At 63.6% G+C, this 16,070-nt stretch carries 18 protein-coding genes and 1 riboswitch; of the genes, 12 read left to right on the top strand and 6 right to left on the bottom strand.

Annotated features, from left to right (window positions below):
- Positions 1-72: 72 nt before the first annotated feature.
- Positions 73-642, top strand: a complete 570-nt coding sequence (locus tag M8744_RS01065; protein WP_251408069.1) for a fasciclin domain-containing protein — start codon at positions 73-75, stop codon at positions 640-642.
- 153 nt (positions 643-795) lie between these two features.
- On the top strand, positions 796-1,257 hold the full coding sequence (gene msrB / locus M8744_RS01070) for a peptide-methionine (R)-S-oxide reductase MsrB (RefSeq protein WP_251408071.1): 462 nt from the start codon (positions 796-798) through the stop codon (positions 1,255-1,257).
- A gap of 186 nt (positions 1,258-1,443) precedes the next feature.
- On the opposite strand, the gene M8744_RS01075 is transcribed toward msrB, so the two are convergent.
- From M8744_RS01075 to M8744_RS01095, 5 genes are all read right to left on the bottom strand, one after another.
- Entirely contained in the window at positions 1,444-2,073 is a 630-nt protein-coding gene (locus M8744_RS01075) for a DnaJ domain-containing protein (protein ID WP_251408074.1), read from the bottom strand.
- Positions 2,074-2,157: 84 nt separating this feature from the next.
- The gene (locus M8744_RS01080; RefSeq protein ID WP_251408077.1) at positions 2,158-2,547 is read right to left on the bottom strand and encodes a DUF4177 domain-containing protein; all 390 of its coding nucleotides are present in this window, start codon (positions 2,545-2,547) and stop codon (positions 2,158-2,160) included.
- 246 nt (positions 2,548-2,793) lie between these two features.
- Positions 2,794-3,267, bottom strand: a complete 474-nt coding sequence (locus M8744_RS01085) for a thioesterase family protein (RefSeq protein ID WP_251408080.1) — start codon at positions 3,265-3,267, stop codon at positions 2,794-2,796.
- A 19-nt stretch (positions 3,268-3,286) separates the two neighbouring features.
- Positions 3,287-4,315: an alkane 1-monooxygenase gene (locus tag M8744_RS01090; RefSeq protein ID WP_251408083.1), complete on the bottom strand. Its 1,029-nt coding sequence runs from the start codon at positions 4,313-4,315 to the stop codon at positions 3,287-3,289.
- A 199-nt stretch (positions 4,316-4,514) separates the two neighbouring features.
- Positions 4,515-4,907: a hypothetical protein gene (locus tag M8744_RS01095; protein ID WP_251408086.1), complete on the bottom strand. Its 393-nt coding sequence runs from the start codon at positions 4,905-4,907 to the stop codon at positions 4,515-4,517.
- Positions 4,908-5,038: 131 nt separating this feature from the next.
- On the opposite strand from M8744_RS01095, the gene M8744_RS01100 reads away from it, so the two are divergent.
- The 10 genes from M8744_RS01100 (at position 5,039) to M8744_RS01145 (ending at position 14,315) form a co-directional block, all read left to right on the top strand.
- Complete coding sequence (locus tag M8744_RS01100; protein ID WP_251408089.1) at positions 5,039-5,647, top strand: lysoplasmalogenase family protein; 609 nt, start codon at positions 5,039-5,041, stop codon at positions 5,645-5,647.
- Between the two features lie 59 nt (positions 5,648-5,706).
- On the top strand, positions 5,707-7,116 hold the full coding sequence (ftsY, locus tag M8744_RS01105; protein ID WP_251408092.1) for a signal recognition particle-docking protein FtsY: 1,410 nt from the start codon (positions 5,707-5,709) through the stop codon (positions 7,114-7,116).
- A gap of 165 nt (positions 7,117-7,281) precedes the next feature.
- On the top strand, positions 7,282-7,713 hold the full coding sequence (locus M8744_RS01110; RefSeq protein WP_251408095.1) for a hypothetical protein: 432 nt from the start codon (positions 7,282-7,284) through the stop codon (positions 7,711-7,713).
- Positions 7,710-8,612 (top strand): EamA family transporter, encoded by a 903-nt coding sequence (locus tag M8744_RS01115; protein ID WP_251408098.1) that lies wholly within the window; start codon positions 7,710-7,712, stop codon positions 8,610-8,612. The genes M8744_RS01110 and M8744_RS01115 overlap by 4 nt, the downstream gene beginning before the upstream one ends.
- A 15-nt stretch (positions 8,613-8,627) precedes the next feature.
- Positions 8,628-9,236, top strand: coding sequence for an inner membrane-spanning protein YciB (locus M8744_RS01120; protein WP_251408101.1), 609 nt, complete (start codon positions 8,628-8,630; stop codon positions 9,234-9,236).
- A gap of 83 nt (positions 9,237-9,319) precedes the next feature.
- Positions 9,320-9,396: riboswitch (SAM riboswitch) on the top strand.
- Positions 9,397-9,461: 65 nt separating this feature from the next.
- A complete protein-coding gene (metZ, locus tag M8744_RS01125; protein WP_251409986.1) occupies positions 9,462-10,643 on the top strand; it encodes an O-succinylhomoserine sulfhydrylase in 1,182 nt (393 codons plus the stop codon).
- A 117-nt stretch (positions 10,644-10,760) separates the two neighbouring features.
- Complete coding sequence (gene folE2, locus M8744_RS01130) at positions 10,761-11,861, top strand: GTP cyclohydrolase FolE2 (RefSeq protein ID WP_251408104.1); 1,101 nt, start codon at positions 10,761-10,763, stop codon at positions 11,859-11,861.
- 203 nt (positions 11,862-12,064) lie between these two features.
- Positions 12,065-12,400, top strand: coding sequence for a hypothetical protein (locus M8744_RS01135; protein WP_251408107.1), 336 nt, complete (start codon positions 12,065-12,067; stop codon positions 12,398-12,400).
- A 123-nt stretch (positions 12,401-12,523) separates the two neighbouring features.
- Positions 12,524-12,748, top strand: a complete 225-nt coding sequence (locus M8744_RS01140; RefSeq protein ID WP_251408110.1) for a hypothetical protein — start codon at positions 12,524-12,526, stop codon at positions 12,746-12,748.
- Between the two features lie 118 nt (positions 12,749-12,866).
- A complete protein-coding gene (locus M8744_RS01145) occupies positions 12,867-14,315 on the top strand; it encodes a TrkH family potassium uptake protein (RefSeq protein WP_251408113.1) in 1,449 nt (482 codons plus the stop codon).
- Between the two features lie 6 nt (positions 14,316-14,321).
- Here M8744_RS01145 and metG read toward each other — a convergent pair whose 3' ends face one another.
- Positions 14,322-16,031, bottom strand: coding sequence for a methionine--tRNA ligase (gene metG / locus M8744_RS01150; protein ID WP_251408115.1), 1,710 nt, complete (start codon positions 16,029-16,031; stop codon positions 14,322-14,324).
- Positions 16,032-16,070: the final 39 nt, after the last annotated feature.

The raw sequence follows: 16,070 nt of genomic DNA on the forward strand, positions 1-16,070 counted from the left end.
GCGCTGCGTGACTTCGGGTGCAACGGGGCGATCGGCCCCGACGCATGCAACCGAAGAAACCAGGAGATTTGCATGACTCTCAATCGCACAATGACGACCATCGCCGCCCTTTGCCTGGGCACGACCGCCGCGCTCGCCGGCAGTCATTCTGAAACCGATAACCCGATGGTTGGCGGCGCGCCCATGTTCGCCGACAAGACGATCGTGGAAAACGCCGTGAACTCGGCCGACCATGAAACGCTGGTCGCGGCGGTTCAGGCGGCGGGCCTTGTCGACACGTTGTCTGGCGAAGGGCCATTCACCGTATTCGCGCCCACCGATGACGCCTTTGCCATGCTGAAGGCCGGAACGGTGGAAACCCTGCTTGAGCCCGAGAACAAGGCCATGCTTCAGAAGGTTCTGACCTGCCATGTCGTGCAGGCCGATGCGATGGCGATGGCCATCAAGGGGATGGTCGATGATGATGGCGGCAGCCATCCCGTGCCGACCGTCGGCGGCTGCACCCTGCAAGCAACCTATTCCGGCGACACCATCATGCTGGAAGACGAGCGCGGGCGGACCGCCACCGTCACCATCGCCGATGTCAAACAGTCCAACGGGGTCATCCATGTGATCGACACGGTGCTTTTGCCGGCGATGTAAGGCGTTGCACCTGGCGGGGCTGACTTGCGGTCAACCAGTGTCCGTGTGGCATTTCCTGAAGCCCGGCCGCCGCGCCCTTTCACATGAATGTGCGCGGCCCGCGTTTGTTCCGCGCGGGCCGCGCAGCTAGACTATATGAAAAGGAGACAGCCCATGAATCGCCGTCACTTCCTTGCTCTTGGCAGTTTGCTGCCTTTCGCCGGCACCGCGCGCGCGGCCCAGGACAGGTTCGAGGTCATCCGCAGCGATGCCGAATGGCGGGAAATGCTGACCCCGGAACAATACAATGTCATGCGCCGCGAAGGGACGGAGCCGCCGGGCTCTTCGCCGCTGGACAAGGTGTATGATCCGGGCATGTACCATTGCCGTGGCTGCGACCTGGCGCTTTATTCGTCCGAGCACAAGTATGACAGCGGCACGGGCTGGCCCAGTTTCTGGCAGGCGCAAGAGGGCGCGATCGGCACGAAGCGGGATTTCAAGCTGATCTATCCGCGTACCGAATGCCATTGCGGGCGCTGCGGCAGCCACCTTGGCCATATCTTCAACGACGGCCCGCCGCCCACCGGCAAACGGCATTGTCTGAACGGTGTGAGCCTGGTTTTCAAACGCGCCTGAATTTGCACGAAAGATCTGCTGCGTGGTCGAAGCTGCCTGTCGCGCCGAGTCATCAGGCGCCTGCCACCTGCATCCCCTCTATGGGCGCCGCGAGGCAGGGGCCAGCATGGCGCGGGCTGCCGGCAGGCTGACCGCGCATCCGGGCGCATGTCTCGACGTCGTCCGGATGCGTTGCCATGCGCGTTGTTACTTGAAGTGACGGCTTTCCTTGATCTGGTCCCAGGCCCAGACAACCTCTTGCAACTGCTCTTCCTGGCTGCGGTCGCCGCCATTCATATCGGGGTGCAGCACCTTGATCAGCGCCTTGTAGGCCTTGCGCACCTCGGCCTTCGACCAATGATCCTTTGCCTCCAGAATCTCGATGGCCTTGCGCTCGGTCGGGGGCAACTTGCGCGTGTGGCCGTTGGTGTTGCCCTTGCCCGGGTTGCGGGTGGCGTTCTGGCCCAGAACCTGGTGCGGGTCTTCGATGCCAAGCCGCGCCCACGCCCGTGCCTCGGGGTCGCCCAAGGGCTTTGTATCACGTTCCCATACCTTGTCCTTGGAGCGCTGGGCATTCATCTCGGCCTCGGTGGTGCCTTCGAAGAAGTTCCACTTGAGATTGTACTCCCGCACATGGTCCCTGCAGAACCAGTAATAATCGTCCAGCACGTCGGGTGCCTTGGGCGCACGGAACTTTCCCGCCTCGTGGCAGCCGGGGTGCTCGCACTCGCGTTGCGAGGTCTCGAATTCGCCTGACATGCCCCGCCGACCGCGCGGGTTCTTTTTCTTGGCCGATTTGACCGACATGTCGAACCCGAACGGGTCTGATTTGACCATGGCTTTACCTCATCCGACTCAAGGGTGCTAAACTCTATACCGTCCCCCGCAGGATGGAAGGGGCACGGGCGAAAATCTGTGCGCTCAGGCGCGGGGCGTCTCGGTTTCATCCGGTTCGGCTGCGACCTCTTCAGGGTCGGTCCAATCCGTGTCGTTCTGGCCGTCAAACTCGGCGGGGTCCGCCATCTCGCCCATGTCCGAGTGATCTTCCAGCACTTCGGGGCTGAAATCGCTGACATCGCCCGCGCGGGGCCGGCGGAACACCAGGACCGAGCGGAACACCGTGTGGCTTGATGTCAGGCCCTGCCGCTCTTCGCTGGGCAGGGTTTCGGAGCGCAGGAATTCCCAGCCTTCGGCGGCGTGGTCATTCATGACCTGTTGTATCGCGTGCGAGAATCGCGCTTCCACGCCCTTGACCCCTGGGGCCTTGATGCCCTTTTTCGGAGCCGGGATGACCTTGTATTCATGCTGCATCGGCATACCCTGTTCGCGTGACCGCGAGACATTATCAAGCCGCGCGCTCAAGGGAAAGGGCGGATCGGCATTCAGCCGGGCAGCATGTTCAGTTTTATGTGAACGGGTCGGGTGCGCGGCAAGCCGCGCTGTGCGCCGGTTTTGCGGGGCGCGAATGCGGCACGGCCCCTTGCGGCAGCCCCCTGTGACCGGGGGGCTGCCTTGGCCTTTGCCATATCACGGGGCCAGTGTCTGAAGCGGTCCGCGTCACCCCGCCTTGCGCCGGATACCGATCGAACGGCCCACGCGATCGGGGCGGGGCAGGGTGCTGTGCTGGTCGTACAGCGCCTTCACCTTTTCCATCACGTCCGGCGGCATTGCGGCCACGCGCGGGCCGGTCATGTCGACATGCAGGGTCAGCGCCTCTGCGGTGGCGGCCAGCCAGCCATCTTCGTGGTAAAGCTCCTGGTAGGAATGAAACCGCTTTTCGTCGTAATCGATCATCTGGAACGTCGAATAGACCCTGTGCCCTTCGTGCAATTCCTGCACGTAGCAGACATGGAATTCGGCCGTGTAAGTCGTCAGCTTGCGGGTTTCGGCGTAATCGGGGCCAAACCCCATCATCGGATAGACCTCGTCGGCGCAGCGGTCGAACAGCACGTTGTAATAGGCCATGTTCAGGTGGCCGTTATAGTCGATCCATTCGGGCACCACGGTCATCAGTGACGATTTCAACAGCATCTGGAGTCCTCTTCCTTGTTCATTTGTCGTTTGCCCAGCGGGCCACGTGTCGCGCCATCATGCGCTTCCACAGCGGGGGGACAAGGGCCACAACCGCCATTACCGGCACGGCGCGCGGCAGGGTGGGCATCTGGTCGGTAAGATCAAGCGCGGGAAAGGCCACGCCGGGGTGCGTGTGGTGGTGCGAATGGCGCGGCGCGTTCAGCATCATGGCCGATGACCAGAACTGTGGCCCGTTCCAGCTGTGTCGGGGCCCTACTGGTTCGGGGCGGCCGTTTGCGTCGACGCGGCGGCGCAGGCCGTAGTGCTGCAGGTAATCCGACAACAGGATCTGCAATTGCGCATAGGCCGCGATACCCAGATAGGCCAGCATGCCTGTCAATCCGCCGATCCAGACCGCGGCTCCCAGGCACAGGGCCGCCCCGCCAAGGTACCCTGCGTAGGGATTTGACCAGGCGGGCGGTGGTGTCGCTGCGCGGGCGCGCAGCGCGTTTTCCGCGTGAAGCCCCGCCAGGAACGACCCTGGCCAGGCCCGCATCGCGTAACGCCAGAACCCCAGCCCGGCGGGCGCCGAGGCCGGATCGCGCGCGGTGCCAACATGGATGTGATGCACCCGCAGATGCGACGAGGCGTGATGCCCCATCAGCAGCACGACATAGATCGCGCGCCCAAGCCATTGCTGCCAGCGCGTGGATTTGTGGATCAACTCATGCGCGTTGGGGTGGCCAACCTGGCCAAAGAACAGGCCGAACGCCACCAGCAAGCCCAGCCGATGCAGCAGATCGTGCCCCGAGGCGCCGCCAACCGCCCACACCGCCACCGCCATCAAGGGGAAATGCAAAACGCCCAGCCCGACGGCCAGCCCGGTGCCGGTGGGAAATTCCGAGGTCACCCCCCGCACCACCGCCGCGCGCCGAACCAGGTGGTCGAGCGCCCAGGTCAGCACGGTTATCCACAAAACCGCGCCCCATACCCAGCCACCACCCAGGATGGCGCCCGCGAAAAGCAGCACGACAGGCAACAATGTGGCTATGTCGAAAAAGATCATATGCGTCCAAGTTCAAAACCTGTCGCATACTTAACGCAGGCCCCGCTGGCGCACCATAGCTGCCGGCCCCGCGTGTTCGCGTCGCCTTGCAAGGCAGACCGCGGGGGAACCGGCCGCAGGCCAGTCGGGCATAGCACCAGCTCGTCAGGTCGGCCCCGAAATAACGTGCGGCGTCACGCGGCCTATAAATCAGGCGCCCTCAGACGCCGATCTCGGGGCCGAGGCACATCAACGGTTCGTCGCTGCGATCGACGGCATAAAGCTCGGTGGCGGCCGGATCGTTCTCGAACCGCGCGGTCAGGCCGCGCGCGCCGTCGAAGAATGTCCAGCATTGCGGCATGGGGTTGTCCTCGTAGATGAAACAGATCTGGCCGTTCTCCTCCCACCAGCGACCTTCCTTGCACTTGCCATCGAGAAACGACCAGCGCACGCGGCGGTCGGGCAGGTATTCCTCGGCACCGTAAGCTTCGCCATTCTCGGCGTAGGTAAAGGTCTTGCCCTGTGTCAGGGCGTCGAACTCCTGTGCCGACAGGGCCGATTGCGCCTGCGCGACCGCGGGCCAGAGCAAAAGGGCGAATAGCAGATGTCTCATGACGGGCAGAGTGCCGCAAATGCGCCCCCCGCGCCAGTCACGGGCGCGTGTGCGCGGTCTGTTGCCGTCATGTCGCGCTTGCGGCCCGCGGCGCCGGGCGTCACGCTCCGGGCAGGGAACGGAGGGCGAAAATGGGCTTGATCCTTGCCGGGGGGATTTTGGCGGCGGTCTTTCTGCTACGGTTTTGTTGGGATGGCGACAGTTGGCCCAAGACGCTGGTCAAGACCGGCAGTCTGGGGCTGCCCGCGCTGGCCCTTGCGGTGATGGGATGGCCAACGATTTTCGTGGCGGGCCTGGCTGCCTGCGTTCTGGGCGACTTTCTGCTGTCGCGGCCCGGGCAGGGACCGCTGTTGGCGGGTATCGGCGCTTTTGCCCTGGGGCACCTGCTTTATATTGGGGCGATGGTGGGCCAGGGTCCGTTGGAACCCACCCTGGCGATCCCGCTGGCGCTGCTGATTCTGCTGGTGTCCACCGAGTGGTGGCTGGTGCCATACACCGGGGCGTTGCGTTGGCCGGTGCGAGGCTACGTTGGGGTGATCGTGGCGATGGGAATCGTCGCGGCGCTGACCGGGCAGGTCTTGTTGATCGCGGGGGCGTTGGCCTTTGTTGCCTCCGACCTTGTCCTGTCGCTGCGGCTGTTCGGACTGCTGGGCGGCGCACCGTCGCGGGTGGCGCCTTTCGCGATATGGGGGATGTATGTTGCGGCACAGGCGCTGCTGGCGATAGCTTTTGCACCCTGAGGGCTTTCAAACGACCGACCGACGGTCTAGGTCTGGGCAAACTGACAGGATTGCCGCAGATGTCGCTATTCGGGAAACTCAAGAACCGTCTTTTCAAATCCTCGAAGAAACTTGAGGAGGGTCTGGATGCCATCGTTTCGGACGGCGGCACGGTCGAGCGCGAAGCGCAGGGCCACGCGCCCGACGCCGAGCCGGAGCCCGCGCCGCAGCCCGACCCGGAACCTCAGCCCGACCCCGCGCCGGAAACGCCCCCCGCGCCACCGCCCGAGACGCCCGCGCCCGACCTGCCCCCGGAAATTCCCGAGCCGCCGCAGGATCAACCCGGTGAGGCCCCGCAAGAGGCGCCACAACCTGACCCAGCGCCGCAGCCGGACTACCCCGAGATCCCGGCGCCCGACCCCGTTGCGCCGCAGCCAACCCCGACCGAGGCGCCGATGCCCGCGCCTGAAACCCCGCCGGCCTCGCCCCCGCAAGAGGTGCCGCCGCCCTCGGACAGGCCGGGCGAGGCCGTACAGGAGAGGGTGCAGGCCGCCATACCCGCCACGTTGCCCGACGCGGGCGCGGCACCGGCCCGCCCGGGCATTCTTGGCCGCCTTCTGGGCCGGGGCGGCGGCGTGCAACCGCGCGAGGTGATGCGGCGTGCGCTGGATGACGAAATGCTGGAACAGCTCGAAGAGCTGCTTATAGCCTCGGACATGGGGGTGGATACCGCCCTGCGCGTCACCGCCAACATGGCCGAGGGGCGTTTTGGCAAGCGCCTGTCTACGCAGGAGATCAAGGAAATCCTGTCACAGGAAATCGCCCGCGTGCTTGAACCCGTGGCGCGCCCGATGCCGCTTTATCCCAGGAAGCCGCAGGTGGTGTTGGTCGTGGGGGTCAACGGATCGGGCAAGACGACGACGATCGGCAAGCTGGCCAGCCAGTTCAAGGCGGCGGGAAAACAGGTCGTGATCGCGGCGGGCGACACGTTTCGCGCCGCGGCGGTCGAACAGCTTCAGATTTGGGGTGAGCGCGCCGGTGTGCCGGTGCTGACCGCGCCCGAAGGCTCGGACCCGGCCAGCCTGGCCTTCGACGCCATGACAAAGGCCGAGGCCGAGGGCGCCGACCTTTTGCTGATCGACACGGCCGGGCGCTTGCAGAACCGCAAGGATCTGATGGAGGAACTGGCCAAGATCGTGCGCGTCATCCGCAAGAAAGACCCGGAGGCGCCGCACAACACGCTTTTGGTGCTGGATGCCACGACCGGCCAGAACGCGCTGAGCCAGGTGCAGACCTTCCGCGAATTGGCGGATGTCTCGGGGTTGGTGATGACCAAGCTTGACGGCACGGCAAAGGGCGGTGTGCTGGTGGCGCTGGCCGACAAGTTCGGCCTGCCCATCCACGCCATCGGCGTGGGCGAACAGATCGACGACCTGGCCCCTTTCGACCCCGAGGAGTTCGCCGCGGCGCTGACAGGGCTGGAGCGCTGAGCCCGATTTCTTGAAAAAGAAATCGCGATGAAAGCCGGTTCGGTTTTCATGCTTCAGCGCAATATCCCACGCCATCTTGACCTTGCCCTGTCAACGGGTGTTTGTCTGGCCCCTGTTCGCGTGACCCTGAGTCGCGCACACCGAACCCCACAAAGGAGGCCCGCCTTGCCCGCAGCGACCGCGATTCTGGAAATCCGCCGCACGACCGAAATCACGGTCGAGCCCGAAGGCATCTGGGCCTTGCTCGAGGCTGACCGGCTGGAGCCGCTTCTGGATGAAGGCTGGCCCGAGGAACGCCATCTGCTGGGCGAATGCGTCATGCTTGAGGGCGCCCGCGCCGTGGGTTTCGGGCGGGTTATCTGGGATGCGCATACCGACGATCTGCCGCGGGTGATCGACCTGGCATTCTCGCCCGATTTCCGCCAGCCGTTCTTCATCGAAACGCTGGAACAGGAGCTGATTGCCGAATACGCCGCCGACGCCGAAGGCGGAGAGGTGGTGCGTGGCCATGACGGGCGGCTGATCGACATCACGCGCGCCGCGGCGGGCGAGGGGCGTCACATGGCGGCGCTGGGTCAACGACGGCCGCGTGCATGACCGAGTGGCTGGCCGGGATCGAGGGCACCGAGGCCGGGCATCGGCTGGCCATGATCCTGGCGCTGACAGCGGCCTTTCTTCATGCCGCGTTCGGGGCTTTGCAAAAGGGGCGGCACGATCCTTGGATCACCCGCGGTGCGACCGACCTGTCGTATGGCTTGATCGCCGCGCCCGTTGCGCTGTTTGTGGTGCCCTGGCCCGAGCCACATATGTGGCCCATCTTCGTGGGCGTCTTCCTTATCCACACCGCCTACAAGCTATTGCAAGCGATGGCCTATTCGCGGGGTGCCTTTACGGTGGTCTACCCCGTCGTGCGCGGCACCGGGCCGCTTTTCACAGTGATCGGGGCCTATTTCCTGTTCGGCGAACGGTTCACACCCATGCAATGGGCCGGTGTGGGCGTGCTGCTGGCCGGGATCTACGGGCTGGCCATCTATAACCTGCGCTACCTGGTGGATGCGCGCGACACGCTGGTGCCGGCACTGGTATTGGCGGTGCTGACCGGGCTGTTCGTGGCGCTTTACACCACCTATGATGCCTATGGTATTCGCGCCACGGCCAACCCTTTTACCTTCATATTCTGGTTTTTCTTCATAGATGGCTGGGTGATGCCGGTGCTGGCGGCGACGCGGTTGCGGTCAATGGCGGTGCGGCCCGTCCTGGCGCCGCTGGCCCTGCGTGGCGTGGCGGGCGCGCTGATCGCCTTCGGGTCGTTCGGGTCGGTGATGATGGCCACGCGGCTGGACAAGGTGGGCGAGGCGGCGGTGCTGCGCGAAACATCGACGGTGTTTGCCGCGCTTATCGGTTGGCTGGTATTGAAGGAAACCGTCGGTCCGCGCAGGATTGCGCTGATGACGTTGATTGCGGCGGGTGCCGTGATAGTAGAACTGGGCGGATGACCAAAAGGGGGCCAGATGGCTGCGCGTGAAATCAACCCGATGCTCAAATCGGCGCTGGAACTGGGGCCGATACTGGTCTTTTTCGTGGTCTACCTGCTGATCAAGGACAACGTGTTTACCATCGCCGGGCGCGATTACAGCGGGTTCATCCTGGTCACTGCCGGGTTCATCCCGCTAATGATCGTGACCACCGGGCTCTTGTGGAAACTGACCGGCAAGCTGTCAAAGATGCAGGTGGTGACGCTGGTTCTGGTCGTGGTGTTCGGCGGGCTGTCGGTCTGGCTGAACGACGACCGCTTCTTCAAGATGAAGCCCACGATGATCTACCTGATCTTCGCGGGGATCCTTGGCTTCGGCCTGGTGCGCGGCCAAAGCTACCTGCAACATGTCATGGACGAGATGATGCCGCTGGCGCAGGAAGGCTGGATGAAGCTGACCCGCCGCCTGTGCTTTTTCTTCTTTGGCCTTGCCGTCCTGAACGAGGTGATTTGGCGCACGATGAGCACCGAAAGCTGGGTCTGGTTCAAGACTTTCGGCCTGACGGCGGCGGTTTTCCTGTTCTTCATCTTCCAGGGCGACATTTTTCGCAAGTACGGCGAGCAGGACGATGACGGCGCCGAGTGATGCCATTGGCGCGGGCCGCACGTCTTGCCCGTTTCCCGGGGCGGGCAGGCCTGGCGGTTGACGCCTGCCGATGCGCGGCGTACACGATGCCGCGTGGCGATTTGTTACCGGATTGCGGGCCACGTAAAACATCCCGCTAAAAGGTCAGACGCAAAGGGCCCCCTTTCGCTTGACCGCGACCGGGGGTTTTTTCATGGGCTGCGACAGGGCCCGGAGGACTGCGTGATGAAGAATGACTGGAAACCCCGCACCAAGCTGGTGCATGGCGGCACACGCCGCAGCCAATGGGGCGAAGTGTCCGAGGCAATTTTCCTGACCCAGGGCTTTGTCTACGACAGCGCCGAGCAGGCCGAGGCGCGGTTTTTGCAATCGGGCCCCGATGAGTTCATCTACGCCCGGTACGGCAACCCCACCGTGGCCATGTTCGAAGAGCGGATTGCCGCGCTGGAGGAGGCCGAGGATGCCTTTGCCACGGCCAGCGGCATGGCGGCTGTGAACGGCGCGCTTATGGCCATGTTGCGCGCCGGCGATCACGTGGTGGCGGCGCGGGCGCTGTTCGGCTCGTGCCTGTATGTCCTCGAAGAGATCCTGCCGCGCTTTGGCGTCGAGGTCACCTTTGTTGACGGCACCGACCTGGATGCATGGCGCGCTGCCATGCGCGCGGAAACCAGGGTCTGTTTCTTCGAATCGATTTCAAACCCAACGCTCGAAGTCATCGACATCGCGGCGGTATCGGAAATCGCCCATGCGGCCGGTGCCACCGTGATCGTGGACAACGTGTTTGCCACGCCGGTCTATTCCCGCGCGCTGGAGCAGGGGGCGGATGTTGTCGTCTATTCCGCGACCAAGCATATCGACGGGCAGGGGCGCACCCTGGGCGGTGTGATCCTGGGCAGCGAGGCGTTCATCCGCAAAACCGTGGAACCCTACATGAAGCACACTGGCGGGGCGATGTCGCCCTTTACTGCCTGGGTGATGCTGAAGGGCCTTGAAACCATCGACTTGCGCGTGCGGGCACAGACCGCCACGGCCCACGCGCTGGCCGAGGCGTTGCAGGGCCACCCGGCGCTGGCGCGGGTGATCTATCCCGGCCTTGCCAACCACGCGCAGCACGCGCTTACGCAGGCGCAAATGGGGGCTGGCGGCACGGTTCTGTCGGTCGACCTGAAAGGCGGGCAGGCGGCCGCGTTCCGCTTTCTGAATGCGCTTCACGTTTTCGTGATATCCAACAACCTGGGCGATGCGAAATCCATCGTCACCCATCCCGCCACCACGACGCATCAACGCTTGCCCGAGGCGCAGAAAACGCAGCTGGGCATAACGCCCGGCCTGGTGCGCGTGTCGTGCGGGCTTGAGGATCAAGACGATCTTCTGGCTGATATGAAACAGGCGCTCGACGCGGTGTGAGCGCGTCTGCGGCTTGTGATCCGGCGGGTCGTTTCCCGCGTAATACCTTTCGTAATTGGAAATATGCGGGGGTTGCCCCTAAGTTATCCATGCGAGCAGGAGCGAAGGGGCCGCCTTATGAACATTCACACGCCAGAGATTGACCGCCAGCCGGATCGCGAGGACGCACGCGAGGCGCTGGCACGCCTGCGCCAATGGGCCAAGGTCGCCAAGCCCGAGGAAATTGCCGATCTCGACCCGGCCATCGCGCGGCTTTTGCCGGGCGGGGGCGACGGCGCCTATCCGACTCTCAGCCGCGACTATCCCGAGGGGTTCGCGGTCGATGCCGCTTACAAGGCCACGCTGCCCGATCTGCAAAACGGCCCTTCCAGCCTGATCCGCGGCGCGAAACAGCAAATCCAGCATGTCGGCATCAGCAATTTCCGCCTGCCGATCCAGTATCATACCCGTGACAATGGTGACCTGACGCTGGAAACCAGCGTGACCGGAACGGTCAGCCTTGAGGCCGACAAGAAGGGCATCAACATGTCCCGGATCATGCGGTCATTTTACAAGCACGCCGAAAAGATCTTTTCGTTCGAGGTGATCGAGGCCGCGCTGGACGATTACAAAACCGATCTGGAAAGTTTCGACGCGCGTATCCAGATGCGCCTGTCTTACCCGGTGCGCGTGCCATCGCTGCGCTCGGGCCTGTCGGGCTATCAATACTACGACATCGCGTTGGAACTGGTCGAACAGAACGGTGTGCGCAAGAAGATCGTTCACCTCGATTATGTCTACAGCTCGACCTGCCCGTGCTCGCTGGAACTGTCGGAACATGCCCGCATGGCGCGGGGCCAGCTTGCGACGCCGCATTCGCAGCGATCGGTGGCGCGCCTGTCGGTCGAGGTGGCACAGGGCGATTGCCTGTGGTTCGAAGACCTGATCGACATGGCACGCGAGGCCGTGCCGACCGAAACACAAGTGATGGTCAAGCGCGAGGACGAGCAGGCCTTTGCCGAGCTGAACGCCGCGAACCCCATATTTGTCGAGGATGCCACGCGGCTGTTTTGCGAACAATTGAAGCGTGATGACCGCGTGGGCGATTTCCGCGTGATTGCCAGCCACCAGGAAAGCCTGCACAGCCACGATGCAGTCAGCGTGCTCACCGAAGGCGCCACGTTCGAAGCCGAAAGCATTGACCCACGGCTGTTCGCGTCGCTGTTCCACGTCGGGTAAAACTGCCGCTTTCTTGTGCGCACTTGGCGCTTGGCGCTGAAAACCGGGGCAAACTGGCCAGTTGAAGGGCCGTCGCGTATGTGCGGCGGCCCGTTTTCATGTTGGGCATGGCATCTTTTGATCTGTCGCGCGCCTGTCATGTCTTGCGGTTACGCTTTGCCATGATCATCCGCGCCCAGATGCACTGACCAAGGAGCGTACCCATGGTGTCGATACCCCTGCCTGTTCGTTTCAGCTGGTATGCCTATCACGTCACCGCGACGGCGATGGAAACCCAGCTGCGCATGACCCACGCCATGTGGATGGCGATGCTTCAGGCCCATCCGCTGGCTCCGCATGACCTGAAAAAGGTTGAAAAGGTCGTCGCCACTCCCGCCTCCCGGTCCAAGGCCGCGAAGACCCGGAAAAGGGCGACGAAACCCAAGACGGCAAAGCGCAGCCCCGCCGCAGGCCCTGAGAGCCCGGCCCCTGGCACGCAAAGGCGCCGCCGCGCACCCTCGGCGCCGCCGCAGATGCCGAGCGGGCGGTTCGACGCGTGACCGGGGGTTGCGCCAGTTGCAAGCCGGCTATTCGGTCTTGCGACTGGTAAGGTCAGATGCTGTGACCTATTTGTTGTCGCAGGGAGGAACCGAAAACGACGTTAAGACGAAAGGTTCCGAAAAATGGCAACTATCAGCACCAACAACACCAAAACCTCGACCATCCGTAACCCGCTGGCCGCCCTGGGCGCCGCGCTTTTGAACTGGATGGAAAACTACGCCGATACCAAGACGCGCCGCGCCGAGATCGAGGCCCTGTCGGCCAAGACCGACGCCGAACTGGCCGAGATGGGCCTGCGCCGTGACCGTATCGCGCATTACGTCTTCCGCGACCTCTACTACGTCTGAGGCGCAAGGCATGGCCGGGCGTCGTTCCCTCGCGCCTGGCCGCGCCCTGCATCACGTTACGGGGGTGCGGCGCGGCGGCGCTTGACAGCGCGCATCCACGCGGCCAAGCCTTCGATCCATGTTGGACCCGCGCCCCGTCGGATACGTGATCGGCTTGCTTGTGGCCGTGCTTGGCCTGCTGATGGTTCCGCCCATGCTGGTGGACCTCGCGGAAGGGCGCGAACATTGGCCCGTATTCTTTGAAAGCGCTGTTCTGACCTTTCTGACCGGCAGCCTCGTGGCGCTGGCCTGCCAGAACAGCCGGGGGCGGGAAATCACCATCAGGCAAGGGTTCCTGCTGACTGTGGGAACATGGGTGGCGCTGCCCGCCTTTGCCGCGATTCCCTTCATGATGGGAGCGACCCAGGCCCGGTTCGTCGATGCCTTGTTCGAGGCAATGTCGGGCATGACAACCACCGGGGCCACCGTGTTCGCGGGGCTCGATGACCTGCCCAAGGGGCTGTTGCTTTGGCGCGGCATCCTGCAATGGCTTGGCGGGCTGGGGATCGTCATCGTGGCCATGCTGTTCCTGCCCATCATGCGCGTGGGCGGCATGCAGTTCTTCCGATCCGAAAGTTTTGATACGCTAGGCAAGGTAATGCCGCGCGCCATCGACATTTCTAAGGCGCTTCTTGCCACCTATATCGTGCTGACCCTGGCCTGCGTGCTGACTTATATCGTGCTGGGGATGGATCCGTTCGTGGCCACTGTTCACGCGCTGACATCGGTTTCCACCGGCGGGTTTTCCACCTCTGATGCCTCGTTCAGCGGCTTTTCGGCCCCGCTGCAATACGCCTGTATCCTGTTCATGTTCCTGGCATCGGTACCGTTCGTGCGGTTGATGCTGATCGGGTCGGGCAAGTTTCGCCCGCTCTTGTTCGACTTCCAGGTGCAGGCTTATGCCCTTGCGATTGCCGCCGCGATCTTTCTGATCTTCGCGATGCGTGTCATCATGGGCGACCCTCTCGACGAGGACATGTTCCGCCACGTTGCCTTTAACGTGGTGTCGATCTTTTCCGGCACTGGCTATGGCGACGGCGATGTCACGCTATGGGGCGCGGCGCCGCTGGTCGTTCTGTTGGCCGTGGGGGCGATTGGCGGCTGCACCGGGTCAACGGGTTGCTCGATCAAGGTTTTCCGCTATCTCATCCTGTTCAAGGCGCTGGCAGCCCAGCTGCGCCTGATCGGCAGCCCCAATCGCATTGTCTCTCCGCGGCTGGCGGGTCGCCCGATCGAGCAGGACGTGATCGAGTCGGTCATGCTGATGTTCACCATGTTCATCCTGACGCTCGGCCTCATGTCCGTGGCGCTTGCGCTGACCGGCCTTCCCTTCATGGAGGCCACAACAGGTGCCTGGACGGCCATTTTCAACGTCGGCCCTGCCTTTGGCGAGTTGGTGGGCGACAGCGGCGCGCTGAGCGCCTTTCCCGACAGCGCCAAGTATATCATGATCTTCGGCATGCTGCTTGGCCGGCTGGAGCTGGTGGTTGTATACGTGCTTTTCACCAGCACCTTCTGGCGGGGCTGACGCGGGTCAGTCGCGCACCCCGGCAAAGCGGGAATGCCAATCCTCGCGCTGGTCATCGGAAATCTTGGCAAACAGGTTGTCGGGCACGGCAAACCCGTGGCCTGCGGGCATCCGTTCCAGGGCCTGCGCCACGTCGCCGGGCCATTGCCCCGCGACACCCATCGCGTCAAGCATCTTTTGCGCGGTGAAGGGGATGAAGGGCGCCGACAGCGTTGCGTAAAGCGGAATCAGGTTCAGCGCGAAGCGGATCTGTGCTGCCGCCCGCTCGGGGTTTTCCTTGAAGGTGGCCCAGGGCGCGGCCTCTTGCAGGTATTCGTTGCCCGCCACCCAGATCGCGCGCAGTTCGGCGGCCGATTTGCGCACCTCGATAGCGTCCATGTGGCCTTCGTAGCTGCGCACCCGGCGCGACAGCTCTTCGATCACGGCCTGTTCCTGCGGCCCCCAGGCGCCGCCTTCGGGCACCGTCTCGCCGAACTTGCTGCGGCAGAACTTGGTCACGCGGCTGACGAAATTGCCCAGCACGTCGGCCAGGTCCTTGTTGACGTTCAACTGGAAATTTTCCCAGGTGAATTCGGCATCCGAGGTTTCGGGCGCGTGGCTAAGCAGCCACCAGCGCCAGTAATCTGCGGGCAGGATGGACAGCGCCTGATCCATGAACACGCCGCGCCCCCGCGAGGTTGAGAACTGGCCGCCATCGTAATTGAGGTAGTTGAAGCTCTTGATGTAATCGACCAGCTTCCACGGCTCACCCGAGCCAAGGATCGTGGCGGGGAAAGACAGGGTGTGGAACGGCACGTTATCCTTGCCCATGAACTGGGTATAGCTCACGTCATCCGCGCCCTTGTCGGTGCGCCACCAGCGCGCCCAGTCATCGCCCTTGCCCGCGTTCACCCATTCCTGCGCGCAGGCGATATACTCGATGGGCGCGTCGAACCAGACATAGAAAACCTTGCCCTCCATGCCGGGCCAGGGCTCATCCCCGCGCTGCACGGGAATGCCCCAATCAAGGTCACGCGTGATGCCACGATCCTGCAGCCCGTCCCCGTCATTGAGCCATTTCTTTGCGATCGAGGTCGTCAGAACGGGCCAGCCTTCGCGGGTGTCGATCCATTTTTCCAACTCGTCCTTCATCGCGGATTGACGCAGGTACAGGTGCTTGGTCTCGCGCATCTCGAGGTCGGTCGAGCCGCTGATCGTGGATCGCGGGTTGATCAACTCCACCGGATCGAGCTGCTTGGTGCAGTTGTCGCACTGGTCGCCGCGCGCGCTTTCGAAGCCGCAATTGGGGCAGGTGCCCTCGATATAACGATCGGGCAGAAAGCGGCCATCCGCCTTTGAATACATCTGCGTTTCGCTGACCTCGCGGATCAGTCCGGCCTCGTCCAGCACCTTGGCGAAATGCTGGGTCAGCTTGTGGTTCTCGGGGCTCGACGAGCGGCCGAAATGATCAAAGGACAGGCCGAACCCGTCTGCGATGCGCGCCTGAACCTCGTGCATTTCGGTGCAATACTCGGCCACGGGTTTGCCGGCCTTGGCGGCGGCAAGTTCGGCGGGCGTGCCATGTTCGTCGGTGGCGCACAGGAACAGCACCTCGTGCCCCCGTTCGCGCTGGTAGCGTGCGAAAAGATCGGCGGGCAGTTGACTGCCCACAAGGTTGCCCAGGTGCTTGATCCCGTTGATGTAGGGAATCGCCGAGGTGATCAGATGCCGTGCCATATGCGTGCCCTTGTTCTGCGTCCGGCCCCCTTTAGCGCA

The organism is Lutimaribacter degradans (genome assembly GCF_023703375.1).
Lineage (GTDB): Bacteria > Pseudomonadota > Alphaproteobacteria > Rhodobacterales > Rhodobacteraceae > Lutimaribacter > Lutimaribacter degradans.

Excerpts from the sequence above, each read along its gene's own strand:
- M8744_RS01065 (WP_251408069.1), top strand. The coding sequence starts at position 73 with ATGACTCTCAATCGCACAATGACGACCATCGCCGCCCTTTGCCTGGGC.
- msrB (WP_251408071.1), top strand. The coding sequence starts at position 796 with ATGAATCGCCGTCACTTCCTTGCTCTTGGCAGTTTGCTGCCTTTCGCC.
- M8744_RS01075 (WP_251408074.1), bottom strand. The coding sequence starts at position 2,073 with ATGGTCAAATCAGACCCGTTCGGGTTCGACATGTCGGTCAAATCGGCC.
- M8744_RS01080 (WP_251408077.1), bottom strand. The coding sequence starts at position 2,547 with ATGCAGCATGAATACAAGGTCATCCCGGCTCCGAAAAAGGGCATCAAG.
- M8744_RS01085 (WP_251408080.1), bottom strand. The coding sequence starts at position 3,267 with ATGCTGTTGAAATCGTCACTGATGACCGTGGTGCCCGAATGGATCGAC.
- M8744_RS01090 (WP_251408083.1), bottom strand. The coding sequence starts at position 4,315 with ATGATCTTTTTCGACATAGCCACATTGTTGCCTGTCGTGCTGCTTTTC.
- M8744_RS01095 (WP_251408086.1), bottom strand. The coding sequence starts at position 4,907 with ATGAGACATCTGCTATTCGCCCTTTTGCTCTGGCCCGCGGTCGCGCAG.
- M8744_RS01100 (WP_251408089.1), top strand. The coding sequence starts at position 5,039 with ATGGGCTTGATCCTTGCCGGGGGGATTTTGGCGGCGGTCTTTCTGCTA.
- ftsY (WP_251408092.1), top strand. The coding sequence starts at position 5,707 with ATGTCGCTATTCGGGAAACTCAAGAACCGTCTTTTCAAATCCTCGAAG.
- M8744_RS01115 (WP_251408098.1), top strand. The coding sequence starts at position 7,710 with ATGACCGAGTGGCTGGCCGGGATCGAGGGCACCGAGGCCGGGCATCGG.
- M8744_RS01120 (WP_251408101.1), top strand. The coding sequence starts at position 8,628 with ATGGCTGCGCGTGAAATCAACCCGATGCTCAAATCGGCGCTGGAACTG.
- metZ (WP_251409986.1), top strand. The coding sequence starts at position 9,462 with ATGAAGAATGACTGGAAACCCCGCACCAAGCTGGTGCATGGCGGCACA.
- folE2 (WP_251408104.1), top strand. The coding sequence starts at position 10,761 with ATGAACATTCACACGCCAGAGATTGACCGCCAGCCGGATCGCGAGGAC.
- M8744_RS01135 (WP_251408107.1), top strand. The coding sequence starts at position 12,065 with ATGGTGTCGATACCCCTGCCTGTTCGTTTCAGCTGGTATGCCTATCAC.
- M8744_RS01140 (WP_251408110.1), top strand. The coding sequence starts at position 12,524 with ATGGCAACTATCAGCACCAACAACACCAAAACCTCGACCATCCGTAAC.
- M8744_RS01145 (WP_251408113.1), top strand. The coding sequence starts at position 12,867 with ATGTTGGACCCGCGCCCCGTCGGATACGTGATCGGCTTGCTTGTGGCC.
- metG (WP_251408115.1), bottom strand. The coding sequence starts at position 16,031 with ATGGCACGGCATCTGATCACCTCGGCGATTCCCTACATCAACGGGATC.